Below are 23,713 nucleotides of genomic sequence, written 5' to 3'. Positions count from 1 at the left end.
AACAATTGTACACGAGAAAAGGGAATATAAGATAGTTTTTTACCAATTATAATAAGTAACATACCTTGAACTTAATGGATAAGGGGAATTAGCGATGACTCTAACACCAGAAAATCGGATTGAACTTCACGAATTTAATAATTTAACTAAGACCTTAAGCTTCAATATGTATGATATTTGTTATACTAAAACAAAGGCGGAACGTCTTGCCTATATTGGCTATATTGATGAGCAGTATAATGCTGATCGTTTAACAAAGATCTTAAACAATGTTTCTGATATTATCGGTGCCCACGTCTTAAATACGGCGAAACAGGATTATGTTCCCCAAGGAGCGAGTGTGACCTTGCTTGTTTCAGAGGGACCAGTTGTTGAAGTGCCAACGGAATCGTACGAAGAGTCACCTGGGCCATTGCCTGATAATGTCGTCATGCAGTTAGATAAAAGCCATATTACAGTCCATACGTATCCTGAGTACCATCCTTATGAAGGGATAAGTACGTTTCGAGCTGATATCGATGTCTCAACGTGCGGTGAAATATCACCATTAAAAGCGCTAAACTATTTAATTCATTCATTTGAGACTGATGTGATGTCGATTGATTATCGTGTTCGTGGCTTTACAAGGGATATCAATGGACATAAGCTATTTATAGACCATGATATAAATTCGATTCAAAACTATATTCCTGATGATGTGAAAGAGCTGTATCATATGTTTGATGTAAACGTTTATCAGGATAATATTTTTCATACAAAATGCAAGCTGAAGGAATTTGATTTGAACAATTATTTATTCGGTTACTCGAAACATATACTAAGCAATGAGGAACAGAAAATTATTACTGAAAAAATTACAACTGAAATGGATGAGATTTTCTACGGTAAGAATATTCATTAACCTTTTTACTACCTAAAGTTCATGTTTTAGAAACGGCAAAAAAGCACTGCTAATGAACTGTACCCGGTCTGCTTGACAGGTTTAGTTCATAGTTAGTGCTTCTTTATCTTCTTGGATTATGTTCAGCATTTTTTATAAAGATTCTCTCATCTTCTATAAGTCCACATGAACCGCACTGTACTTTATATTCTGGTCCTTTATATGCTAAGTGGAATACTTCTAGCTCACCGTTTGTGTAAGTATTTAAGACTTCTCCTGACTGCGGGTCCAATTTAACTGGAGTAACTTCTTGTTTGATGATGTTGAACCTAGAACGATTCGTTTTACAATTTGGACAAAGATAGGGATTTGTCAATTAAACTACACCTCCACTACCTATTATTCCCATTGAAATTTTTATTATTAAAACATTTAGAAACATCGCCAAACTCTTCACTATTTACGATGATTGTGTTGTTAACAATTACTTATTTAGGTAAAATAGTTTATTGGTTTATAAGTGGCTCAAAAGGTATTTATTCTAATAGAATTAAAGGTGATTAATGTCATGGATTTTTCAATAAATTACTTATCGTTTTTTGTTGTTCAGGTTGACGGTAAAGGAGAGCAAGCGAGCAAAGCATTTAAGCACTATCAAACATTGACTGAAGAAAAATATACAGAAAGTGCCTTAAAAGACTTTCTTGACGGGGAATTAATGAAAATAGCCAAGCGCAAAGTTGAGCGCTATCCAAAATCTGATCAAGTACCAACGAAAATCGGTCGTTTCATCGTTGAGCCTGGGTATGATCTCGATACAAACCCAAATTATAACTTATTTAACCGAATCCGTACGGCTAGCACGGAGGAGGAGTTCAGGACAAGCAGTGAGGAATTAGTGCGCGCTTATGTCGATACAAGTGCAATTCGTGGAGGGGCTTTACTTGTGATACGTGCTAAATTTACGAAATATATGGATGATCCATTTGTTTTTGTATTGAAGTGTGATTTTGAACAAAAGGTCGCTTCCATTGCTGATGAGAAATCAATCATCAAGCAAGTCGAAATGGCAATTACGACAAAAAATATGAAGTCAATTCAATATCCGTTCATGCCAGAAGAAGGGATGGTTGAAGAATGGGAAGTCAAAATTCATCAATCATCACATGCCAACTACTTCGAAGACTTTTTAAAATTCGTCGAGTATAACAAATCAATGCCTGAAATCGTTAAGCACCAAGTGGTCGAGATGGCTCAGCAGCACATCGCTGAGACGTATGAAGAAGAAAGCGAAGAACGAATTGCTGAGGAAGAGTATATTGAAGCGTGGGCGAATACGACCGAGCGAACACTGCAAGAAAAGTGGACACATGAGCAGGTTGTTGAAGCATCGGCCCCGATTGTTGAACAACAGCCTGAGATTGAGTTGAAGCTAAAGCTTGATCATATACAAGTGAAAGCATTGCTATCAGACTTTGGTGAATCTGTTCATATTGCAAAGGTGAATGGAAAGTATGTGTTATTGATTGAAGGGGAATCCTTTCAATTTGAAAGAGGACACTCGCCTGTGGAGTTTTTGAAGCCAGAGAATTTAGACGATGTGATTAAGCGGGTGGGAAGGTAGTAACTTAGGTGTAGAAGGTTTGCAGGAAGAGCTGTTTTTATCGTTGGACTAGATACGATTATTTATTCAGTACATATAGTAATCCAAATGAATGAACTTCAAGGGGGTTTCAATTATGTATCAACATATTGTGAAGCCAGGAGAAACCTTATGGGCCATTTCTGAGGATTATCGTGTACCATTCCAAACGCTTGTTCAAGTTAATCAAATTGTGAATCCGAACGTAATTTATGTTGGTCAAGCCATTACGATTCCCGGACTTCCTAATCCAAATGAAATTCCTTACTCTATTCACGTTTCGACTTCAAGTCGAACATTGACATTGATGCGGAACCAGACTCACGTCAAGACATATCCAATTGCTGTTGGGAGAATTCTTCATCAAACTCCAGTCGGTGAATTTGTAGTCATTAATAAAGCACCTAATCCTGGAGGACCGTTTGGGACAATGTGGATGTCACTTTCTAAAAAGCATTATGGAATACATGGAACAAATGATCCTTCTTCCATTGGCAAAGCGGTATCAAGGGGCTGTATACGAATGTATAATTCTGATGTAGAGGAGTTGGCACGGACTATACCAATTGGCACCCGTGTTTTCATTCGTTCTTAAGTTTACTCAAAGGGGATGTAGTCCCCTTTGAGTGATTGTTATTTTCTAGCCTTCTATTTCACCATCGATTGCTTCATTTTCCTCAAGTTCCATTTCCAATGAGTCTTCCTCAGGATTTGAAGAATCAAATTCTAAGTCCAATTCTTCTCCAGTTTCCTCTGGGACAGGTGCTTCCTCAAATCCTTCTTCCATTTCATAGCCTTCCTCATAAGGTTCTGCTTCTTGTTGCATTTCAATCTCTGGCTCATCGTTTAACATTGGCTCATCGATTTCCTGACCACCACATGCTGCTAGAACTCCAATTGTTATTACCGCTGATGCTGCAGTTAGTACGATTTTCTTTTTCATAATGAAAAAATCCTCCTCGATTGAATTTTTTTGTTTACAACGCCATGGTATGCGTTTTGGGTAAGAAAATAAAGCCAAACCACGACTTTAACATGTTTCTTGGAGAATTTTACAACTTTTGCGAGACTTCCACATAAGTGTAATTAACATTATCTGCACATTAGTAATAATCTTAAAAAATACAAAAATATCTAACAATTAACAATTAAAATCAGATAAAATAAGGATATAGACTTAAGACCTAATTAATAGATTAATAATGGAAAAAGATAATGGGGTGATTACATGAAATTTAGCCAAATGATATCTAAACAAGAGCTTCAACAAGGCATGAAAAGAGTAGCAAATAAGAAAAATCCTCTTACTGTACCAATTGGTATTTCGAATCGTCATGTGCATTTGAGTAAGAATGACATGGAAATTCTGTTTGGGAAAGGGTATACGTTAACAAAAATGAGAGATTTAATGCAGCCGGGACAGTTTGCTGTACACGAAACAGTCACCGTGATCGGCCCCAAAGGATCAATTGAAAATGTTCGAATCATCGGTCCAGTCAGAGAGCAAACACAAGTTGAAATCTCTTTAACGGAAAGTAAGTTATTAGGACTGGAAGTACCATTAAGAGAATCTGGAAAAATAGAAGGGACACCAGGTATTACCCTGAAAGGACCTATGGGGACTGTAGAGACGAAGGAAGGAATTATTGTTGCCCAAAGACACATTCATATGCCGACAGATTATGCTATGAAGTATGGCTTTAAAGATAATGAAATTGTATCTGTTGAAGTTGATGGTCCACGCAAATTGGTTTATCATAATGTGCTCGTTAGAGTGTCTGACCGTTTCGCATTAGAAATGCATTTGGATACTGATGAAGCAAATGCAGCAGGCGTCTCAAATGGTGGTACTGGTAAAGTTATAAAACTAAACAACTAAAAATGTTCAGCTTGTTAAGAAGCCTCCGATCATGGGGGCTTTTTTTGTTGGTTATATTATCGTTTAGTGTTGATATAGGTCGGAATATGTGAAATTTAAGTTCAACCCATAGGATAGCTGAATTGTTAAATATTCTACTGGTGATGTACCCAATTTATATTCGATGACATATAGTATTTTAACAAAATTTATTCTCTCTCATCTCTCATAACGAAGCTAGTATGACTAACGAATAAAGGAGTTGATATCGTGGTAGAATTAACCGCTGCTCATTGGATGTACTTAATTGGAACGATTGTTATTATTCTTACCATGTTATTTAGGCAAAATGTTGTTGTCCCGGCAATCCTTGTAACTTTTTTTGTAGGGTGGATTTATAGCGGCTCTTTCTCTTACGGTTTACAAACGATTTTTAATGCGAGTTTAACTGCCGCAGGTGAGTTGTTTAATATTTTCTTAATCATTGCTATTATGACAGCACTTCTTCATTCGCTTAAGTCATTAGGGGCTGACCAACAAATGATTACCCCTTTTCAACGGGTGATGAAGAACGGTCATCTTTCCTTTTGGATCATTGTCTTTGTGACGTATGCTATTTCATTATTTTTCTGGCCGACTCCGGCTGTTCCGCTTGTCGGTGCATTACTAATTCCTGTTGCAATTAGAGCAGGGCTGCCGCCAATTGGTGCAGCGATCGCCATATCACTGGCTGGTCAAGGAATGGCATTGTCATCAGATTATGTAATTCAAATTGCGCCAATGTTAAGTGCGACGGCAGCAGGAGTTGAAGTCAGTGCAGTTGCTGATAAAGCCTTCATTTTATCGATCGTCACGGGAGCTATTGCGATTACTTTAGCATACTTCTTTTTAAGAAAATCAATTTTAAAACCATCAGAGAAACATTTAATTGCCTGGGAAAACAATGGTGATGTTGAATATGAGAGTGGCAGAAAAGAAGTTATGAAACAAGAGAAAAGTAAACATAGTGTGTTGTTTGCTATCCTTGTCCCAATTTCATTCACGATCATCATTATCTATATGGTTTTAGCCAAGTTTTCCGATGCGATTCCTTCAATTGAGGGTGGCTCAGGGGCGGCACTTATTGGAGGTACGGCTGTTGTTCTATTAATCCTTGCTTCATTCTTTAAGAATTTAAAAAAATCTCTTACAAATGTTAGTGACCACATTGTAAAAGGGTTTCTGTTTGCTTTCAAAGCAATGGGCCCGGTCATCCCAATTGCTGGATTTTTCTTTATAGGGAGTGGAGAATTAGCTTCTAAAATACTAGGGGTTGAGCAATCGCCTTCGTTTTTATTTGACTTAGTTCAAGCAGGACAGCAATTAATTCCTGAAAGTGCATTTGTGGCTGGATTTGGGATTTTAATAATTGGTATTATTACTGGTTTAGATGGTTCAGGATTTTCAGGTCTTCCACTTGTCGGTGCGTTGTCAGGGGCATTAAGCCAAAATGTAGGTGTTGATGCGGCCACCCTCGCAGCGATTGGTCAGATGGGATCGATCTGGGTCGGAGGAGGAACTCTCATTGCTTGGTCTTCATTAGTGGCTGTAGCAGGATTTGCAAAGGTTCCTGTAATGGAGCTTGTTCGAAAAAGCTTTATCCCAGTTATGCTCGGACTTATTGTGTCAACGCTTATAGGGCTGATGTTTTTTTAAGATAGAAAACGATAGAGTGAAGGTGCCTTAGAGTTTTGGGGTACCTTTTTTAGTGTAGAGTTTAGAGTGATTTAGGGATTTCTCAGGGAAGCTTTTAAAAAGCCTTCTTTGAATCGCTAACGAACAACTCTAAACTCTTAACTTTAAACTACGAAGTATTTTTAAAGGAATAGGGAAGCCTATAAAAAAATGTAAAATTTAGGTGAATGGAATGAAAATGTTATGTATTGATGGTGGGGGAATTCGCGGTGTGTTTGCCATTGCGATATTGCAAGCAATAGAGGAAGAATTTCAGCGTCCGGTTGGAGAGCTTTTTGACGTTATTGCAGGAACAAGCACAGGATCCGTAATTGCTGCAGCGATTTGTTTGAAAACAGAAATGAGTGAACTGCTCGAAAGTTATAAGCGATACGGTCGTAAAATCTTTGATCGTCAGGCAAAGGTCGGGTTCTTTAAGAGTGTCTACAGCGATCGCTATTTACGACGTTTCTTACAACAAGCATTTGGTGAGTTGACACTTGCGGATATTGACAAGCCACTGCTTATTCCAGCAGTAGATCTTACTCATGGAAGACCATACGTGCACCGATCGAATTATGGGGATACAAAAGGACACGACTTATCAGTAAAGCTGTGGGATGCTGTTCTTTCTTCATGTTCAGCTCCAGTCTATTTTCCGCCAAATAATATTAACAATAAATATTTATCAATTGACGGTGGTTTATGGGCAAATAATCCATCGTTAGTTTGTATTACTGAGGCACTACATAACTTTAATAAGAGTATGAGTGAAATAAAAATATTGTCAATCGGGACAGGTCAGCAAAATATTGATTTCAGCATCGATGATGATAAGTACTGGGGGATTAAGCAATGGCTGCCGTTTCAACTTCCATCGATGAAAGTTACTCCGAAATTGCTTGATCTGGCACTGCATTTATCTTCAGAGTCGGTTTCCTATCATTGTAAGCTGTTACTCGAAAACCGTTACCTCCGCTTAAATGAAGAATTAGGAGAAGAAATGCCGTTTGATGAGATAAAGTTTATCGATGAGCTTATTGAACTGGGAAAACAAGTATTTAAAAAGAAAACAGGAGAAATAGGTAATTTTTTATCTGATAATAGAGGTTCCAAAGTATAGCGGAAAAAGTTCAATTTGAAAAAATCACCATGCTCAAATTGAGCATGGTGATTTTGATTATCATAACAAAGTGTTATTATCCATTAATTGAATCTTGAATCGTAATCACTGCATCTTTGATCGCAACAACAATATCATTTATACCAACTTTGATATCTTCTAAAAATTGATTTTGTTCTTCGATCGTTTTTGTTTGTGCTTGGATTGATTGATTCATGTTTGTCACTTCCTCAGTTAAAGAGGTGAAACTAAAAAATAAAATACCAATCCCGATAAAAGTAACGATTAACCAGAGCCAACCTTTATTGTACCAAGGAATTCTTGATTTACTATCATTGTGTCTCTTCTTCATTCGTTGCATCTTCTTCTAGTTCAACTTCAATTGGCTCTTCATTTGAATCGTTAGACTCTAGTTCAGTTTCAAATTCCTCTATATTACCTTCAGGAGCAGGTGATTGTTCGATTCCTTCTTCCATTTCATGTGTACCATTCATGTCGTCATTTTCAATTTGCATTTCTGCTGGTTCTTCATTAAGCGTTGGCTCTTCTAGATCCTGGCCACCGCATGCTGCAAGTACTCCTATAGTTAATACCGCTGATGCTGCTGTGAGCAAGATTTTCTTTTTCATTATAAAAGCCTCCTCAAATTAAATGTTTATTAAGTTTTACAGTGACCATCGTATTCGTTTTGCTTTTAAAAGTATAGTGATTTCGGGATTTTAACATCTTTCTTGGAGGATTTTACATCTTTTGTGATATCTGCATATAATTTTGCGATAACCTTTTATAGTTTTTTGATTATTTTTGTTACTTCATATAAATTTCACTTGGAAAAATTATGTATGTATAAAATTTATTTGTGAAATACTATTAGGGAGAAACATGAAAAGGAGTATCTCTATGCTAATTGAAAGAGGAACGGAATATAAAATCTCTGAAGCAGCTAAGAGTTATTTTTATGCTGCAGAAAAGCTCACAATCACTCGTCAAAGTGGTAATATTGTTCAGTTTACACTTGGAGAAGGCAAAAGCTACGGATCGATGCCGTTACAGCATTTGGAATATTTACTGAAAAGGAATGACTTAACTGAAATTCGAAACAAACGATTGTTATTAAGTGAGGAACATGAAGAGGAACAAATTGGATAAATAGTTAAAGCGGCTTTCACTAATGTGAAGGTCGCTTTCTTATTAAATACAGTTCTTCCTTAATTACAATAATAAAAAGAAGGGCTTGTACATATAGTTATATAGGTTTAGTTATTGTTTAAAAGTTTTATAGAGTATGAAAGGGGTTGGATGATGACTAAAGATGATGAACTATATAAAAATGAACGTTTAGATTTATCAATTACTAAACATTTTTTATCTTATTCAGGTCAAATTATCGCGATTGAAGATATAAAGAAAGGAAAGTGTTTTCAAAAGAAAGCAAACTATTCTTTTAGCCAATCGTTTGTTATCATAGGTTTTTTTATTATTATGTTAGGCAAGCTTAGGGCTGGCTTCACATTAACTGAGTTATTGTCTTTCAATACGTATACTATTATTTTTAATGGATGGGATATGGTTGGAGCTTTCCTGCTTTTAGCAAGTATGTTGTCCTTTTGGCTGCAAAAAGATAAGGGGGTAATTGAGATTCAGTTGAAAAATGGAGACATTATTACTTTTCTGTTGGAAGAAAAAAGTAATAAGCTAGTTATAAATCAAATTAATAACGTTTTAAGACAAACAATACGAAAAAATAAAGGTAAATTGAAAGCAGAGATAGTAAAACAGTTCTAATAAATAATAAGGTCGTTGTATGCAATAAATTTATTGTATATAACGGCTTTTTTTGAAAAGATTTAGTGGGAAATTTTCATGTATATACATACATCTCCTTTATTGTAGCAAAATAACCAATAAGTACTAATTTTCAAGGAGCTGATTAGATGTGCTGCGTAAGCGGAGGAAAATTAAAAGGTTACATCAATTAATCCAAGAAAAAAAATCTAATTCTAATCAGTCTCAAAGCAATGATGGGCAAATCCCAAAACCAGAGGAAGCTTTATCAAGTGATTTATATACATCGATTAATGCATTACAGTCGATTTATGAAAATTGTTCAGATGTTGTTTTTCGACCGTTTTTAATAGAAGGAAACGATAAAGCCGTTTTAGTATATATTAATGGCTTAACTGATGTTGAAGAAGTAAATGCCAATGTTCTTACTCCTTTAATGAAAACAGATAATAATCAGCAATCAAAAGAACAAGGAAATGAACAGCAAAACCAACAACATACAAATCACCAAGTAGATCAGCAATTGCTTGATCAATTACTAAATGAGAATTCAGTCCAACAAAACAAGCATCAAGAAAGTGACCAAAAAGACCAGCAGTTAAAAGATTTATTTGACCAGCTAATAAACGAACAAACAGGTCAGCAAAAACAGAGTGAAACAAACCAATCAAATCAAAAACAAAACAAGCAAACAGGCCAGCAAAACAAGGAACAAACAGGCCAGGCACAAGACCAGAAACTGAATAAACTGTTTGATCAACTACTAAAGCAACAGTCCGCTCAACAAGACCATCAGCAATCAAATCAACAACAAAACCAGCAACTGAAAGAACAGCTGCAACACCTTGTCAACCAGCAATCAACAACTCAACAACGAAATAAATTTACGTCTATTTTAGAGAAAAAGATTTCTGTTTCAGATGTCAAAGAAATTCAAACATATTCTGATGTGATTAGTGAGATTTCCGCTGGTCATCCAGTGATTTTCATTGATCAATGCAACAGTGCATTTTCGGTTGGCTTAGCAAAATGGGAAAAGAGAGCGATTGAAGAACCGTCAGCTGAATCAGTTATTCGCGGACCTCGAGAAGGATTTATTGAATCAATTGGTGTTAACACTGCGATGTTACGTAGAAGGATCAGGAGTCCGAAATTAAAGCTAGAACAAATGGAAATCGGGCGGATAACGAAAACCACCGTTATTCTTTCCTATATTGATGGATTAGCTGATCAGACACTAATTGATGAAGCTAAGAGCAGGTTGAACAGAATTGATATTGACGGTGTATTGGAAAGTGAATATATCGAAGAATTTATTGAGGATAACCCATCTTCACCGTTTCCACAAATACTAAATACAGAGCGTGTAGATGTTATCTCTTCCTATTTACTAGAAGGTCATATCGCGATTTTTGTTGATGGCAGTCCTTTTGTACTTGTAGCTCCAATCACATTTTATTCATTAATGCAAGCATCAGAAGACTATTATCAACGGCCAATGCTAAGTACGGCGATTCGCTGGTTACGGTATTTGTTTATCATAATTGCGCTTTTATTACCATCCCTTTATGTTGCTGTTCTAACGTTTCATCATGAGATGGTTCCAACAACGCTCTTAATAAGTATGGCAGCATCCCGAGAGCCAATTCCATTTCCAGCCGTTATTGAAGCGTTACTGATGGAAATTATGTTTGAAGCCTTACGTGAGGCTGGACTTCGTTTACCAAAACAGGTTGGGGCTGCGGTCAGTATTGTTGGAGCGTTGGTAATTGGACAAGCTGCAGTTGAAGCGGGGATAGTGTCTGCGCCTATGGTTATGGTTGTTGCTGTAACAGGTATCGCTTCCTTTTCAATCCCTCGTTACAATGCAGGAATGGCGCTTAGAATGCTGAGATTTCCTATGCTGATTTTGGGAGGAATGTTAGGGCTGCTCGGAATAATGCTTGGTGTAATAGCAATTGTCGTTCATTTATGTACATTACGTTCATTCGGGGTTCCATATCTATCGCCAATGGCACCGATGAAAGGAAAAGATATGAAAGATGTATTGATGCGTCTGCCACGCTGGAATCATACATCACGGCCACATTTAACAGGCAATTATAACAAATATCGTGAATCCCCCAACCAAAAACCTGGCCCAACTAAAGGCGGTGAGTAAGTGATTGAAAAAGGAAAAATTTCTGCAGCGCAAATGGCGATTATGATGCATCCAACAATTATTGCAACGGGGCTGTTGCTTGTTCCAGCAATAACAGCTGTGAAGGCAGAACGTGACATGTGGGTATCACCAATTTGGGGGTCATTGGTGGGTTTTGTTGTCGTCTGCATCACATACCAACTTCATAAACAGTATCCGAATGAGACGGTGATTGAATATAGTGAGCATATTGTCGGTCGTATCCTAGGTAAAGTGTTTGGGCTCTTGTATATTCTGTTTTATATACATGGATGTGGCCTCGTAATTAGGGAATATGGTGAATTTATCGTCGGGACATTTTTGCTGAAGACACCAGAGGTAGTCGTTTATGGAAGTATGGTAATTGTTTGTGCTTTTGCTGTTCGCGGAGGTTTGGAAGTTATTGCTAGATGCGCCCAACTTTTTTTTCCTGTTGTACTGTTACTATTCTTATTGATTGTTATTTTTTTAACATTAGATTTAAATCCAACAAATATGTTACCAATCTTCGAAAAAGGGGTTATGCCGTCGATAGCTGGAGCTGCAGCACCAGCAGCTTGGTTTAGTCAATATTTCCTCATGGCCTTCATGCTGCCTTATTTAACAGACCGTGAAAAAGGATTGAAATGGGGAAACTATTCTGTTCTTAGTGTACTGTTTCTTTTAGTTATTACGAATTTCACTGCGCTGTTTTTATTTGGTGATATTGTTGCCGATCTACTTTACCCTGTAATGGATGCGGGGAGATACATTCGTGTAGCAGAATTTTTTACTCATTTGGAATCGGTTGTGATGGCAATTTGGATATTAGGTGCATTTATTAAAATTTCTGTCTTTTATTACGCCATCGCTCTCGGTACAGCACAATGGTTAAAACTGTCAGAGTACAAATCGATTGTGATGCCGCTTGGGTTTCTGTTAGTTTTAGTAGGGATCTGGACGGCTCCTAATCTAACAGAACTTAAATATTATCTCGGGACATCTACTGTGTTTTATTTGTTATCGATGCAATTTGTTCTGCCTGGAGCATTGTTAATAATAGATTCTGTCCGTAAAAAAGGGCAACATAATAAACAAAAGCGAGGCGTCCAAGTATGAGAGCCGAGGTGGTAAGTAAATGATTGAAAAAGGAAAAATATCCGCGGCACAAATGGCAATTATGATGCATCCGACAATTGTTGCAACGGGGCTATTGCTTGTTCCAGCCCTTACAGCTGCTAAAGCGGAACGTGATATGTGGCTCTCACCAATTTGGGGATCATTGGTCGGTTTTCTTGTCGTCTACATTACCTATCAGCTTCATAAACAGTATCCGAATGAAACAATTGTTGAGTATAGTGAGCATATTGTTGGTCGCATTCCCGGGAAAGTAATCGGACTTTTGTATATCCTGTTTTATTTACATATAAATTCAATCATTATTAGGGAGTATGGTGAATTTATCGTGGGAATTTTTTTGCTGAAAACTCCAGAGATTGTCATTTATGGAAGTATGACAATTGTTTGTGCTTTTGCTGTTCGCGGAGGATTGGAAGTAATTGCGAGATCCGCTCAGCTCTTTATTCCTGTTGTAATGTTATTGTTCTTAACGATTATTATTTTTTTAACATTAGATTTAGATCCAACAAATATGCTACCTGTTTTAGAAAAAGGGATTATGCCATCGATAGTTGGAGCTGCACCACCAGCAGCTTGGTTTAGTGAATATTTTCTCATCGCCTTTCTGATGCCTTACTTAACGGACCGTGAAAAAGGGTTAAAGTGGGGGAATTTTTCCGTTCTTAGTGTGGCGTTTATTTTAGTTGTAACAAATCTCACTTCGCTGTTTTTATTTGGCGATATTGTTGGTGATTTGCTTTATCCTGTAATGGATGCGGGTAGATATATTCAGGTAGCAGAATTTTTTACTCACTTGGAATCGCTTGTGATGGCGATTTGGATTTTAGGTGCATTTATTAAAATTTCTGTCTTTTATTACGCCGTTACTCTCGGTACAGCGCAATGGCTAAAGCTATCAGAGTACAAATCGATTGTGATGCCACTTGGTTTTCTGTTAGTTTTAGTTGCGATCTGGTCGGCTCCAAATCTGTCAGAACTTAAACATTTTCTTGGTACATCTTCAGTCTTTTATTTACTTTCGATGCAACTTATGCTGCCTGGACTGCTGTTAATAATGGTCTCCATCCGTAAAAAAATGCAACAAAACAAACAAAAGCGAGGCGTCCAAGCATGATTCGAACTCTATATAAAATAGTAGGGGTTCTTTTACTATGTGGAATGCTAATCTTTCTTGTGGGCTGTTGGGACCGGCGTGAGGTAAATGATATCGCCATTATCGTAAGTACAGGAATAGACTATAGTGATGAAAAAGAAATTGAGTTATCTGTCGAAATGATTATGCCAGAAGAAATGGCTGGAAAAATATCTCAAGGAGGAGGTGCTGGTGGTCGAACGACATTTGTCGAGTCAGCGACGGGTGTAACATTGGCAGATGCTAGATCAAAGTTACAGGAAAAAGTAGCCAGATATCTGTTTTGGGGTCATGCTGAAGCTACTGTCATTGGTGAAAAGTTAGCAGAACAAGGAATACAGGAGCATATGGACTTTTTTGCACGAATGCCGGAAGCACGGTTAAGAAGTAAAGTTTTTGTGAGTAAAGGGGATGCAAAGAAATTAATTTCATCACTCCCTCATTTAGAAGATAGTGGGTCAGAAGCATTAAAAGAGTTATCCGAATTTCAAATCGGGATGAATGTAACAATGAACGAACTAATGCAAATGTTAGAAAGTGAGACAGGTGGAGCAGCTATACCAATGATTGAGAGTATTTCATCTAAAGAAGGAGATGGGAAATTACCGGATAAAACCCAACTTAAATTAAGCGGTACGGCTGTGTTTAAACAAGATAAAATGATCGGCTCTTTGGACAGTGAAGTGACAAGAGGCTTATTATGGATCAGGGATGAAATTCGTTATGCTACTGTAACTGTTGATGTAGAGGAGGGAGAAGGGAAAATTTCGATGGAAATGATCCGTGCTAAGACTGAAAAAAAACCAAGTATTAAAGATAATAAATGGCAATTACAACTTAAAGTTAATACTGATGATGATGTAATACAAAATGCCAGTACATTAGATTTAAGAAATCCGCAATTTATTAAAATGCTTGAGCAAGAGGCTGCAAAGGCGATTGAAGAGAGAATACAACTAGCTATCGAGCAAGTACAAAAGAAAATGAAAGTCGATATTTTTAAATTTAATGAGAGCTTTCGATTTGCATATCCGAATGAGTGGCAAACAGCCAGGAAAAATTGGGAGAAAATTTTCCCGGAGGTCGAGATTAATGTAGTTGTTGAACCACATGTACTACGACCTGGTCTATCAACGACCCCTCCGGCTGTACGGTCAAGTGAGGTGAAAGAAGAATGAATTGGGTCTTAAGTATAGTCAGTGGTCTTATTGCAGCTCTCATAGTTTGGTTTGAATGGCCTAAAATAAACCAAAAACAAAAAAAAGAGAAACAAGCTTTAGTAACTCTATCGATTATGGGATGGGTTTTGGCGGTTCTTCTTATCTTCTTCCCTGATATGCCTGGCCCAACAGATTTGGTCGACTATATTTATAGACCATTAGGGAAATTGCTTGAGTAACTCTCTTTCCTGTAAGGAGTATATATATGAAAATGAAAAAAGACACCTAAAAAAGGTGTCTTTTGGCGTTTTGCGGCGATAGACTACACTCCACATAGTGTATTGCCTTAGTTGGCATGTCTAGCGTCTTATGCAATTCAGCTCATCGCTTTATAAGCATACCATCGATGTAAACGAAACACAAGAAAAATATATTTTTTGATTAAGAGTAGTTTCTCTTTTTAACATATTCTTCCATAAAATGTTTAATAAGCTTTTCTTTATTTTTTATTTGATTAGGTGAACTTTTATCTTTTGCAAACCTGCAGAGGATAAACGAAACAATTAATAGTAAGGCTGTACAAGCAAGAACAATGAGTAAACGCTCTAAAAACATTGTATTCCACCTCGTTTTATCGGAATTAAAAGTATTATACACCAACTTTTTCCTGTTGTCTATGACCAAACAAAAAATGCTTCTGTTTTTTACAGAAACATTCATGAACAGAGGTGTAGGTTGTATGAACTTTTCCATTAATTATACGTCAGTTATTAGTATTGCTCTGCTATGAGGACGTAGCGCTGTTTTGCAGAACCAATGAAATCGAAGGGATAGCACGTAACTAATGTTAAAGTAGAGCTTGGTTTTGGTACAATGACACTTTGATCATCCTCATTCACAATACGAATTTTTTTTACGCGATAGTTATACGTACTATTTTGCAAATGAATAATAATTGTATCGTGAAGAGATACATCTTTTAAGTTTTTGAAGACAGTGTCACGGTGTCCTGCTAATACTGTATTGTTATTTTGGCCAGGGAAGGCACTGCCGGGATAATATCCAACTCCATGTAGCAATTCGTTTTCTCTCGTACCGTAATAAATCGGCCATTCCATATTTAAAGAAGGAATGGCTAATCTACCAATATATTCTCCTTCTTTCGGAAATGCTGCTTGTTTGTTTGTCTCTTCAAACTGTTCAGTGAGCACTTCTGATCGATTACTTTCTATCAGCTGGTTACTTTTCATGAACAGACTTATATTATAGGAAAAGTAGAGGAACCCAACTAAACATAAAAGTAGTGAACCAACCCGCATGACACAGTATGATGTCTTCATGATTACCTCTTTGTTAAAAACAGTTTTCTTGTCCCGATAAATAGAAGTAGACTGATGATGGAGAATCCTAATCCAAATAAACTATTCATAAGATATGGGGTAGCAGTTTGCGGAAGTTTTTTTCCGAGTACAGTTTCAGTATAATTAGCTGAAAGCTGTGCTAAGTTTAGGACTTCGTGTACAGATTCACCAAGTAAATCGTTATCTAAAACCTCACTTGAGAAATTCATATCTGCCAATTCCATTCCTTCTTCATTGTACATTTTTACATATAAAATATTATCATGTATATTTTCAACTTCGGAAAGGTCAGTGACGGGTATCGCTACATCTTCGGCGTGGGTAGTAATATAAAACTCAGGTCTAATATGGAAAGCGTCAAACATTTCTACCCATATATTAAGTAAAGCTTCATAGCTTTCATCAGTTTCAGTTTCTTTGGCCTCATATTCACTTATTTTCGTACTAAGTACATTAATGTTTTCACTTATTTGTGACTGATCAATCGAGTGAAAGTGATGAATGAGATGGATTAATTCTTGTGAAGTTAATCCAAACAATGAAAGAAAATCTGAAATGATATTTAAATCAGCATCATGATTTAAATAAAAGGAAACATCGTTATCGATATCTTTAATAAATTTAAAGTCATTAATTTCTTCACCAAATTTAGCAAGTAACAACTCGAGTTCGTCGTTAGTTAGACTGTACTTTGTTAGTACCTCTGTCAAATTTTCTTCTGTATTTTGTTTTCCTAAGAATTTTTTTAATTCAGCTGTTGAATGGAAATCATCAAGTGACAGATCAAATTTATGAAGATATTCATGCAGGTTATCTTCAGACCATTCCAATTCAGATAAATATTGCTGTAGCTCTGATGAGTGAATTGTCGGTTCAGCACCTACAGGAAATGATATCGTTAAGTTTAATAAAAGAAAGATGGACAATAAACCTTTCATTTTGCACACTCCAATCACGTAAATATAGTTTAGTTTTTGGAAAAGTGTGGATTATTATGCATGAATTAGGCAAGGAATTTCCATCTCTTGGTTGAAGTTAAATATAAATAAACAAACCATTGCACAATACATACATTTAGTACAATGGTTGTTTTGCTGTATATTGTTTTATCGTAACCCTGCTGCAATATCGATTTGACGTTGCATCGTATCTTGAATTTGACCATCACTATGGCGCTGACTGTTTCGAAAATGAATGCAAAAATGACCATTATAATTATTATCTCTTATAACCTGATCACCATGAGGCATCGAATGCATAGCAGCCGCTAACTTTCGGCCGTCTACTTCAACAATAATCGCCCGAGGTGTCCAAGAGTAACTCCCACCCCAAATTTCTTTCATGATTTGGGCATCTCTTGCTGTTAATGGCTCACTATCAGCATGGTTTCCGCCCATTGTGTGCTTCACTTGAAATGTTTTCCCTGTTTGGAAATCGGTAATTGTTGCAACTTTTCCGGTTGAGAAAACATAGCGGGCTTCAGTCCACCAATCTAGTAATTCCCCATGTTTAGCAGAAACGACCGATTTGACTGGTACATTATAGACTGGTACCTTAATTACTTGTCCAATTGTTAGGATGCTTCTTTCGGTCATATTATTAACCTTTAGTAACTCATTGTAAGGAATTCCATATTGTTGACTTATATTCCACATGTTATCACCAGAACGAATCGTATGGTTTTTATAGGAGATTGATACACTCCCATTATTCGTTGAAGGAGCAGGTGTTGATGTTGGTGTTGATGTCGTCCCATTATTGGTTGGGATCGTTAGTTTTTGATTTACTTGAACAATATCGGTACGTAAATTGTTTGCATTTTTTATTGCATCAACGGAAACTCCATGACGATTGGCAATTAGCCATAACGTATCACCAGCAACAACCGTATATGTAGTTGTTGTTTGTACAGGTGATGCAGGCTGTTGTTCGACCTGATTCGTTGTTGTAATCGTTAACACTTGTCCCACTCTAATCGTATCATTAGTAAGGTTATTTGCTCTTTTTATATTATCAACGGTTGTATTAAACTGACGTGAAATCGTCCAGAGTGTGTCACCGGCTGCCACTTTGTACGTAGATGATGAATGTACATTTGCTGTTTTCGAATTTAGTGTCACTGTTCTTGTGTTGTTATTCCAGTCTACACCTAACCCTAGTGTTTCGCTTACAAAGCGTAAAGGGACCATCGTTGAACCGTTTCTAATAAATGATGGGGGAGTAGAAACATGCTGATTATTCACATTCGCTACTGTAGAACCAACAACAAAATCAATTGTTAAATCACCGTTATTAATAGTAACAGTGCGTGTTGAGTTGTTCCAGCCAACTGTTGCTCCTAATGACTCCGAAACAGTACGAATCGGTACAAATGTTGATCCGTTAATAATGACAGCCTCAGAATTTAATTGCCGGCCATCTAGAATAATTTTTGGTCCTGCCGCTTGCTGCATTGATACTACTGAATCATTGCTTGTACTATTCGGGTTAAATGGGATTGGTTCATGTACCTCTGTAGGGATTGTGTATTTTTTTTCAATGGATTCAGCACCTGCAGAAGCTCCGCCAGCTAAAGGAATCGCTGAAATGACCATGCCTCCGACCATTAGTTTGATCACCGTTACCCGTAAAGAAGGATATTTTGTATATAACAGCTTTCTTACTGTGGCAATAAGATCTTCTCTTTTTTCAGGAACTCTTCCAAGCTCATTGGCAAATTCTGCAGAATAATGATCTAAATTTATAATTAGTGCATATTCGTTATTCTCTAACTGCTGAAGTTTACTATACTGTAACAACGTTATTGACATTGAATATCACTCCATTATGATGGTGTTTTCGTTAACTGTTCAGAAATTCGGCTCATAATGGTTGCCATTTGAGCTCTGTTAATGATTACTTTTCCACCAAATGTGGTCGGAGATACTCCTTTAAAAATTTGATAATGTGCAGCTGTAACTATGCTATCTGCGGCCCAATGGTCTTTTTGTACATCTGTAAATGGGTTCGTTATGTCATTTGGCCTTTGTAAATCTAACATTCGAGTAATTATAACTGCCATCTGTTCTCTGGTCATTGCACTATTTGGAGAAAATGTATTAGGGTTAATACCTACCATTAAATTGTTGTCTGTAATAATTTCGATTTCTTCACGAGCCCAATGATTTTCAATATCGGTAAAACGTTGTGAATCGGTGTTTTGTGTTAATTTTTTTAAATCAAGTGCTCGAACGATAACTGTCGCTGCTTGTGCTCTTGTTAAATTGACATCAGGAGAAAAGCGTTTCTCACCGGTACCCATCATCCAACCTTTATTGAAGACATCAAGAATTTCATTGATTGCCCAATGATTTATTATATCGTTAAAGAGTATTTGCGTTGGTATTTGGAGAAGACCGTAACCAAACCAAGGATCTTTTCCTTTAGCACCGAGATCTAATACGGACTGACGAAGAACCGTCCTTATTTCATCTATACGGAGAGTGGGATTACCTTGTTTCAAAATGGCTAACGCTCCGGTAACAAATGGGGCAGCCATACTTGTTCCATCCATAACGACATACTCATTATCCAGGTACGTACTAACAACATTAACACCAGGTGCACAAAGCTCAATCGCCTCTCCTGTTGCGGAGAAATGTCCGCGATTATTGTTTGAATCAATTGCCGAAACTGCAATTACAGATTCGTAACGAGCAGGGAAGGCAACTGTATCTCCTGTTCCGCTTCTATTGCCTTCATTGCCTCCTGCTGCTACAACAAGGATTTGATTACTGTATGCATTGTTTACGGCAATTTGTAGGGCAGTTGAGTGTCTATTTAAGCCAAGACTTAAGTTAATGATGTCCATTTTATGACTAATTGCCCAATCAATTGCAGCAATAATATCTGACAGGTACCCGTCACCATTTTCGTTTAATGTCTTTAATGAATAGATATTTGATTCAGGGGCAACACCAGTAATTCCAATGTTATTATTTTGAGCAGCGATAATACCAGCTACATGTGTTCCGTGCCCATTATCATCAGTAAAAGAATTCGTATATTGAACAAAAGACTTTCCTCCTGAAATCTTCAAATCGAAATGAGGGGAGATTCCAGTATCAATTACAGCGATCTTAATTCCTTGCCCAGTTAAACCATACTGGAACGTTTGTGGGTTTTGTATATAATTGTAACCCCAATTAATCTGATCAGGCTGTACTTCGACAACCTGATCAATTTCAATGGATAAAATATTTGGATGCTGAAGCAGCTGTTCTACCTTATTAGCAGGTAAATAGGCATTAACCATTTTTATATTTTCTGTTTCATTAATGACAATTCCGTTAAATTCTTCAATTATTCCCTCATCCAAGTGATTCTTATAAATAATGATGTAACGCTCACACTGAATACAGTCATTATCTTCTTCAATTGTGGTTATATCCCCTTGAGTAAAGTGCTGAATGTCTATTTTTGACTCATTTAAGGATTGACAAGATGTTAGCAAAATAAGACACACGATAAGTTGGAATACGTTTCGAATAATTTTCACCTGCCATTGTGATTACCGTTGCTTTAATTGTTCAAATTCTAATGACATTCTATCCATAAGAGCTGCCATTTGTGCTCTTGTTGATTTGGCCGATGGTCGAAAAGTGCCATCATCAAAACCGGAAAGGTACCCTTTGTTATAGATATTGATAACCGGTGTGTAAGACCAGCGATCCGTTGAAACATCTTCGAAAGGTGACTTAATAGACGAAACAGTTGCTTCTGTTTGAAATTGAAAAATATTGTTTAGAATCGTAGCCAGCTGCTCTCGGGTTAATGGATCGTTTGGAGCGAATCGATTGTTTCCCAATCCGTTGATCATTCCCAATTCACGAGCCAATTCAATTTCCCTTCTTGCCCAATGTCCATTCGTATCTGTAAAAATATATTCTTTAGGAAACCGGTCGGCATAACCTAGTGCTCGGATAAGAATAACAGCACCTTGGGCTCGGGTAAGTGAGTCATTGGGTGAAAAAGTATTCGAGCTAGTTCCCCCCATCCAGCCTCGCTCAGCTACTGAAATAATATTCGCTTCACCCCAGTGACCATTAGGAACATCGGCAAAATATTTCCCGTTTAACCATAATGAGTAATAGTCCCAAGTTTCTGGAGTCTCATGAAATAACGCCCATGAGCCTGTTCCTTTAATATTAAAGCGGCTGGGGACTCGTAGTTTTGCTTTAATTGAGCGTTCATTCTCGTACCAGATAATATAATCTCCTTCAGTTAATTCAAGTAACCCTAAGAAAGCATTTTTACCCTTTGGTATCGTAAAGCGGGCATATGGTGATTGAACCTTTTCATCGTAAAATACTTTTCCATTAAATTGTTTGAGGAGAGGATCAACTCTTGTACTTGATAAGCCGCGACCATGAATTGAAACGTTATTCAATGTTGGTCCATCTAACTTCCAAATTCTACCGTAAAAAGGGAGCCCATTGACAATTTTGTTTCTCGGTACTCCTTGATTGATTGCATATTGAACACTGCGTTCAAAGAAAGACAAGCTGGATACTGGGCCAATTGGACTGTCAGCTGATTCCCAGCTTTCATCATAGGCCATAATCATTAAATAATCAGCATGGTTGGAAATCCCTTTGTAATCATAAAAACCATGCCAACCTGTATTCCAGCCGTTAGGGTTTGCAGCAACAGCAACAGATATTTCCTTCCCATTCGGTAGGTATTGCCGAAGAAGTCGGATAAAATCAGTATGAAGATCACGATAGCTAATTCCTTGAAAGTCACGTCCAACACCTTCAATATCAACATTTACACCATCTAAATTGTATTGATCGACGGCTTTAGCAATGTCACGAGCTAACTGATCACGGTTATCAAGACCTGCTCGGCCAGCCTTTAAGCTCCAGTGATTGGCTAAAAAGGGAACGACTTTCACTCCACGTCTATGCATTTCATTTATAAATGGAGTACTTAGCTTTGCGGTGATAACAAGTTTCCCTTCATCATTAATATCAAAGTAGTTTGGTGACACAACATTTAAGCTGCCTTTTGTCTTATTCACTTGATCAACATACGTATGAATACCTCCAAAATAAAGGTAAGACATATTGAAAAAACCTTGATTAGCCGTCGATTTATATGAGGAAATGAATAAAGTTGACATAAAAATTAAGATGATTGTGCATATCCTAAAAGTTTTTATCATCGTATAGAACCCCCTTAATGTATTGCAAGCCTATATGGTAGGGTACACCGCTTCAAATAGAAATCCTTGATCTAGGCGTTGAACTGTATATTCAATTCCACCAAAATGAAAAGATTGATCCTTTACATTTGTTACATCAGCATTCGGGCCGACCCCAAGATCAGCAAATAAGACATCTACATCATGTGTGCCATTTAAAGGGTTTGTAATTAAAAGCACTTGCCACCAGCTAGTAAGCATTGAATAGCGTTCGTCAATTGTTTTCCCGGTACTAACGACTTGAATTTTCTTGACGTTATTCCCTTGTGTAAAAACCTTTAAATGGATAAATTCTTTAAGCTTACTATAGTAATAAGAAGTATCTTGATCGTTTTTTTGGTCAAATGAGTGTAAATAAAGGTCGTACGTGTATTCATCTGATAGGGCATTCCACTTCCTTTGGAAATCATCAAACAGTAGAGTGTTAAAGGTACTACCGCTTGGTTTTTGTTCGTTCTCATCGATTGTTTCCTCATCTGTCACTTCTTCTTGTTTTTCATCCGCACGTTCTTTTTCATCAATATTTTCAAGGTCAAGCTCGCTAGGTTCCTCATCAACTTCTTCGATTAGCTCATCGCTATGATCAGCTTCAAAATGTTGAAACTGTTGAGCATGTTCAGTAGAATAATTTTCGCTTTGCTGACATGCTGCTAATGAAGATAAAATGCAAACAATAACGAAATACAATGTAAATTTCATGCCTTTTCCCCCTCACCGAATTTCGATTATTTGTTATCATTCCCAAAATAAAATCCTTCTTTCTTAATAACAGGGGATAGAAAGATTTGGCACTTACATATTTTTCAAAGTGATTGACGATGTTATTACTGTCGATCTGAATTTTATATCTTCATTATGAAAGGGAATGTGAAGTGGAATATTTAATTTCATTTGCTAAAGCACTTGGTTTTTTTGTTGTCGGACTTGTTGCATTTCGAGTAATGGGAAGTCAAGCGGTAGGGAGGTTAACAGATTTTGATTTAGTTGTGGCAATTGCGATTGGTGCCTTGATTGCGAAACCGTTATCTGATCCTGAATTAAATCCATGGATATCGATCGTTGCTATTTTTGCATTAGTTATTGCCCAAATCCTCATGAGTTGGTTGTCTCTTAAAAGTAAAAGGTTTGAAAGTATTGTACAGGGAACTCCAATTAAATTGGTAAAAAATGGTCTATTCATCTTGAATGGATTGAGAAAAGCAAGAATCAGTAAAAGTGAATTAGAAGAGGAATTGCGGGTAAAAGGGTATAAGTCCGTCTCTGAGGTAGATGAGGTTATTATCGAACCTAATGGAAAATTTAGTATTTTTGAAAAACAAAAACAGTAAAAATTTGCCCTAAGACTATTTAATACATATTTTCTCTAATAAGGATCACCAGATTTTACATAGAAAATATGTTATATTCTTTTCTTTCCAATGGAAAGATATAAAAGAATAAATAGTGTTATGCCACAGATCTCAATGATTATCTATATCCTTAGGAAGTTAATAGGGATTATGGAAAAGGGGTTTTTA

General features: G+C 36.9%; 25 protein-coding genes. 14 read left to right on the top strand and 11 right to left on the bottom strand.

Features of this window, described 5'->3' with window-relative positions; translation table 11 throughout:
- The first annotated feature begins 94 nt into the window (after window positions 1-94).
- Complete coding sequence (gene speD, locus ACJ2A9_RS03535) at window positions 95-901, top strand: adenosylmethionine decarboxylase (RefSeq protein WP_441420216.1); 807 nt, start codon at window positions 95-97, stop codon at window positions 899-901.
- A 103-nt stretch (window positions 902-1,004) separates the two neighbouring features.
- Here the strand turns inward: speD and ACJ2A9_RS03530 are convergent, their stop codons facing one another.
- Complete coding sequence (locus tag ACJ2A9_RS03530; protein ID WP_441420215.1) at window positions 1,005-1,256, bottom strand: DNA alkylation repair protein; 252 nt, start codon at window positions 1,254-1,256, stop codon at window positions 1,005-1,007.
- Between the two features lie 192 nt (window positions 1,257-1,448).
- On the opposite strand from ACJ2A9_RS03530, the gene ACJ2A9_RS03525 reads away from it, so the two are divergent.
- Both ACJ2A9_RS03525 and ACJ2A9_RS03520 read left to right on the top strand, forming a co-directional pair.
- Window positions 1,449-2,504: a DUF3900 domain-containing protein gene (locus tag ACJ2A9_RS03525; RefSeq protein WP_441420214.1), complete on the top strand. Its 1,056-nt coding sequence runs from the start codon at window positions 1,449-1,451 to the stop codon at window positions 2,502-2,504.
- A gap of 115 nt (window positions 2,505-2,619) precedes the next feature.
- A complete protein-coding gene (locus ACJ2A9_RS03520; protein WP_441420213.1) occupies window positions 2,620-3,117 on the top strand; it encodes a L,D-transpeptidase family protein in 498 nt (165 codons plus the stop codon).
- A gap of 45 nt (window positions 3,118-3,162) precedes the next feature.
- Here the strand turns inward: ACJ2A9_RS03520 and ACJ2A9_RS03515 are convergent, their stop codons facing one another.
- On the bottom strand, window positions 3,163-3,465 hold the full coding sequence (locus ACJ2A9_RS03515; RefSeq protein ID WP_441420212.1) for a hypothetical protein: 303 nt from the start codon (window positions 3,463-3,465) through the stop codon (window positions 3,163-3,165).
- 330 nt (window positions 3,466-3,795) lie between these two features.
- Between ACJ2A9_RS03515 and pduL the strand changes: the two genes are divergently transcribed.
- The 3 genes from pduL to ACJ2A9_RS03500 all read left to right on the top strand — a co-directional run bounded on the left by pduL (window position 3,796) and on the right by ACJ2A9_RS03500 (window position 7,216).
- Window positions 3,796-4,401, top strand: a complete 606-nt coding sequence (gene pduL, locus ACJ2A9_RS03510; RefSeq protein ID WP_441420395.1) for a phosphate propanoyltransferase — start codon at window positions 3,796-3,798, stop codon at window positions 4,399-4,401.
- Between the two features lie 249 nt (window positions 4,402-4,650).
- Entirely contained in the window at window positions 4,651-6,075 is a 1,425-nt protein-coding gene (locus tag ACJ2A9_RS03505) for a hypothetical protein (RefSeq protein WP_441420211.1), read from the top strand.
- A gap of 211 nt (window positions 6,076-6,286) precedes the next feature.
- Entirely contained in the window at window positions 6,287-7,216 is a 930-nt protein-coding gene (locus ACJ2A9_RS03500) for a CBASS cGAMP-activated phospholipase (protein WP_441420210.1), read from the top strand.
- Window positions 7,217-7,292: 76 nt separating this feature from the next.
- Here the strand turns inward: ACJ2A9_RS03500 and ACJ2A9_RS03495 are convergent, their stop codons facing one another.
- Together ACJ2A9_RS03495 and ACJ2A9_RS03490 are read right to left on the bottom strand one after the other, a co-directional pair.
- Window positions 7,293-7,568, bottom strand: coding sequence for a hypothetical protein (locus tag ACJ2A9_RS03495; RefSeq protein ID WP_441420209.1), 276 nt, complete (start codon window positions 7,566-7,568; stop codon window positions 7,293-7,295).
- Entirely contained in the window at window positions 7,549-7,845 is a 297-nt protein-coding gene (locus tag ACJ2A9_RS03490) for a hypothetical protein (protein ID WP_441420208.1), read from the bottom strand. The genes ACJ2A9_RS03495 and ACJ2A9_RS03490 overlap by 20 nt, the downstream gene beginning before the upstream one ends.
- Before the next feature lie 271 nt (window positions 7,846-8,116).
- Between ACJ2A9_RS03490 and ACJ2A9_RS03485 the strand changes: the two genes are divergently transcribed.
- From ACJ2A9_RS03485 to ACJ2A9_RS03455, 7 genes are all read left to right on the top strand, one after another.
- Window positions 8,117-8,365: a hypothetical protein gene (locus ACJ2A9_RS03485; protein ID WP_441420207.1), complete on the top strand. Its 249-nt coding sequence runs from the start codon at window positions 8,117-8,119 to the stop codon at window positions 8,363-8,365.
- A gap of 153 nt (window positions 8,366-8,518) precedes the next feature.
- A complete protein-coding gene (locus tag ACJ2A9_RS03480; protein WP_441420206.1) occupies window positions 8,519-9,001 on the top strand; it encodes a hypothetical protein in 483 nt (160 codons plus the stop codon).
- Between the two features lie 151 nt (window positions 9,002-9,152).
- Window positions 9,153-11,162, top strand: a complete 2,010-nt coding sequence (locus tag ACJ2A9_RS03475) for a spore germination protein (protein WP_441420205.1) — start codon at window positions 9,153-9,155, stop codon at window positions 11,160-11,162.
- The gene (locus ACJ2A9_RS03470; RefSeq protein WP_441420204.1) at window positions 11,163-12,278 is read left to right on the top strand and encodes a GerAB/ArcD/ProY family transporter; all 1,116 of its coding nucleotides are present in this window, start codon (window positions 11,163-11,165) and stop codon (window positions 12,276-12,278) included.
- A gap of 19 nt (window positions 12,279-12,297) precedes the next feature.
- On the top strand, window positions 12,298-13,413 hold the full coding sequence (locus ACJ2A9_RS03465; protein ID WP_441420203.1) for a GerAB/ArcD/ProY family transporter: 1,116 nt from the start codon (window positions 12,298-12,300) through the stop codon (window positions 13,411-13,413).
- On the top strand, window positions 13,410-14,609 hold the full coding sequence (locus ACJ2A9_RS03460) for a Ger(x)C family spore germination protein (RefSeq protein WP_441420202.1): 1,200 nt from the start codon (window positions 13,410-13,412) through the stop codon (window positions 14,607-14,609). Before ACJ2A9_RS03465 ends, ACJ2A9_RS03460 begins: the two co-directional genes overlap by 4 nt.
- Window positions 14,606-14,830 carry a hypothetical protein gene (locus ACJ2A9_RS03455; protein ID WP_441420201.1) on the top strand — a complete coding sequence of 75 codons (225 nt, stop codon included), beginning with the start codon at window positions 14,606-14,608 and terminating at the stop codon, window positions 14,828-14,830. Before ACJ2A9_RS03460 ends, ACJ2A9_RS03455 begins: the two co-directional genes overlap by 4 nt.
- Before the next feature lie 202 nt (window positions 14,831-15,032).
- On the opposite strand, the gene ACJ2A9_RS03450 is transcribed toward ACJ2A9_RS03455, so the two are convergent.
- The 7 genes from ACJ2A9_RS03450 to ACJ2A9_RS03420 form a co-directional block, all read right to left on the bottom strand.
- Window positions 15,033-15,206: a hypothetical protein gene (locus tag ACJ2A9_RS03450; protein ID WP_441420200.1), complete on the bottom strand. Its 174-nt coding sequence runs from the start codon at window positions 15,204-15,206 to the stop codon at window positions 15,033-15,035.
- Window positions 15,207-15,361: 155 nt separating this feature from the next.
- Window positions 15,362-15,931: a class D sortase gene (locus ACJ2A9_RS03445; RefSeq protein ID WP_441420199.1), complete on the bottom strand. Its 570-nt coding sequence runs from the start codon at window positions 15,929-15,931 to the stop codon at window positions 15,362-15,364.
- A gap of 2 nt (window positions 15,932-15,933) precedes the next feature.
- Window positions 15,934-16,890: a processed acidic surface protein gene (locus tag ACJ2A9_RS03440; protein WP_441420198.1), complete on the bottom strand. Its 957-nt coding sequence runs from the start codon at window positions 16,888-16,890 to the stop codon at window positions 15,934-15,936.
- A gap of 168 nt (window positions 16,891-17,058) precedes the next feature.
- Window positions 17,059-18,762 (bottom strand): LysM peptidoglycan-binding domain-containing protein, encoded by a 1,704-nt coding sequence (locus ACJ2A9_RS03435; RefSeq protein ID WP_441420197.1) that lies wholly within the window; start codon window positions 18,760-18,762, stop codon window positions 17,059-17,061.
- Between the two features lie 14 nt (window positions 18,763-18,776).
- Window positions 18,777-20,444: a S8 family peptidase gene (locus ACJ2A9_RS03430; protein ID WP_441420196.1), complete on the bottom strand. Its 1,668-nt coding sequence runs from the start codon at window positions 20,442-20,444 to the stop codon at window positions 18,777-18,779.
- A gap of 57 nt (window positions 20,445-20,501) precedes the next feature.
- On the bottom strand, window positions 20,502-22,157 hold the full coding sequence (locus ACJ2A9_RS03425; RefSeq protein ID WP_441420195.1) for a glycosyl hydrolase family 18 protein: 1,656 nt from the start codon (window positions 22,155-22,157) through the stop codon (window positions 20,502-20,504).
- Between the two features lie 30 nt (window positions 22,158-22,187).
- Window positions 22,188-22,895 (bottom strand): hypothetical protein, encoded by a 708-nt coding sequence (locus ACJ2A9_RS03420; RefSeq protein ID WP_441420194.1) that lies wholly within the window; start codon window positions 22,893-22,895, stop codon window positions 22,188-22,190.
- Between the two features lie 173 nt (window positions 22,896-23,068).
- Here ACJ2A9_RS03420 and ACJ2A9_RS03415 point away from each other — a divergent pair, with 173 nt between their 5' ends.
- The gene (locus ACJ2A9_RS03415; RefSeq protein ID WP_441420193.1) at window positions 23,069-23,524 is read left to right on the top strand and encodes a DUF421 domain-containing protein; all 456 of its coding nucleotides are present in this window, start codon (window positions 23,069-23,071) and stop codon (window positions 23,522-23,524) included.
- Window positions 23,525-23,713 lie beyond the last annotated feature (189 nt).

Origin of the sequence: Anaerobacillus sp. MEB173, assembly GCF_052119505.1 — a bacterium.
Classification (GTDB): domain Bacteria; phylum Bacillota; class Bacilli; order Bacillales; family JBJMAU01; genus JBJMAU01.
Note: the sequence above shows the minus strand (reverse complement) of the source record. Positions and strands in the feature narration are given on the sequence as shown.

What these genes read in the sequence shown, in the direction of transcription:
- ACJ2A9_RS03500 (WP_441420210.1), top strand. Translation starts at nt 6,287, where the DNA reads ATGAAAATGTTATGTATTGATGGTGGGGGAATTCGCGGTGTGTTTGCC.
- ACJ2A9_RS03520 (WP_441420213.1), top strand. Translation starts at nt 2,620, where the DNA reads ATGTATCAACATATTGTGAAGCCAGGAGAAACCTTATGGGCCATTTCT.
- ACJ2A9_RS03425 (WP_441420195.1), bottom strand. Translation starts at nt 22,157, where the DNA reads ATGATAAAAACTTTTAGGATATGCACAATCATCTTAATTTTTATGTCA.
- speD (WP_441420216.1), top strand. Translation starts at nt 95, where the DNA reads ATGACTCTAACACCAGAAAATCGGATTGAACTTCACGAATTTAATAAT.
- ACJ2A9_RS03460 (WP_441420202.1), top strand. Translation starts at nt 13,410, where the DNA reads ATGATTCGAACTCTATATAAAATAGTAGGGGTTCTTTTACTATGTGGA.
- ACJ2A9_RS03445 (WP_441420199.1), bottom strand. Translation starts at nt 15,931, where the DNA reads ATGAAGACATCATACTGTGTCATGCGGGTTGGTTCACTACTTTTATGT.
- ACJ2A9_RS03485 (WP_441420207.1), top strand. Translation starts at nt 8,117, where the DNA reads ATGCTAATTGAAAGAGGAACGGAATATAAAATCTCTGAAGCAGCTAAG.
- ACJ2A9_RS03450 (WP_441420200.1), bottom strand. Translation starts at nt 15,206, where the DNA reads ATGTTTTTAGAGCGTTTACTCATTGTTCTTGCTTGTACAGCCTTACTA.
- ACJ2A9_RS03465 (WP_441420203.1), top strand. Translation starts at nt 12,298, where the DNA reads ATGATTGAAAAAGGAAAAATATCCGCGGCACAAATGGCAATTATGATG.
- ACJ2A9_RS03435 (WP_441420197.1), bottom strand. Translation starts at nt 18,762, where the DNA reads ATGTCAATAACGTTGTTACAGTATAGTAAACTTCAGCAGTTAGAGAAT.
- ACJ2A9_RS03525 (WP_441420214.1), top strand. Translation starts at nt 1,449, where the DNA reads ATGGATTTTTCAATAAATTACTTATCGTTTTTTGTTGTTCAGGTTGAC.
- ACJ2A9_RS03480 (WP_441420206.1), top strand. Translation starts at nt 8,519, where the DNA reads ATGACTAAAGATGATGAACTATATAAAAATGAACGTTTAGATTTATCA.
- ACJ2A9_RS03515 (WP_441420212.1), bottom strand. Translation starts at nt 3,465, where the DNA reads ATGAAAAAGAAAATCGTACTAACTGCAGCATCAGCGGTAATAACAATT.
- ACJ2A9_RS03490 (WP_441420208.1), bottom strand. Translation starts at nt 7,845, where the DNA reads ATGAAAAAGAAAATCTTGCTCACAGCAGCATCAGCGGTATTAACTATA.
- ACJ2A9_RS03440 (WP_441420198.1), bottom strand. Translation starts at nt 16,890, where the DNA reads ATGAAAGGTTTATTGTCCATCTTTCTTTTATTAAACTTAACGATATCA.
- ACJ2A9_RS03495 (WP_441420209.1), bottom strand. Translation starts at nt 7,568, where the DNA reads ATGAAGAAGAGACACAATGATAGTAAATCAAGAATTCCTTGGTACAAT.
- pduL (WP_441420395.1), top strand. Translation starts at nt 3,796, where the DNA reads ATGAAAAGAGTAGCAAATAAGAAAAATCCTCTTACTGTACCAATTGGT.
- ACJ2A9_RS03455 (WP_441420201.1), top strand. Translation starts at nt 14,606, where the DNA reads ATGAATTGGGTCTTAAGTATAGTCAGTGGTCTTATTGCAGCTCTCATA.
- ACJ2A9_RS03420 (WP_441420194.1), bottom strand. Translation starts at nt 22,895, where the DNA reads ATGAAATTTACATTGTATTTCGTTATTGTTTGCATTTTATCTTCATTA.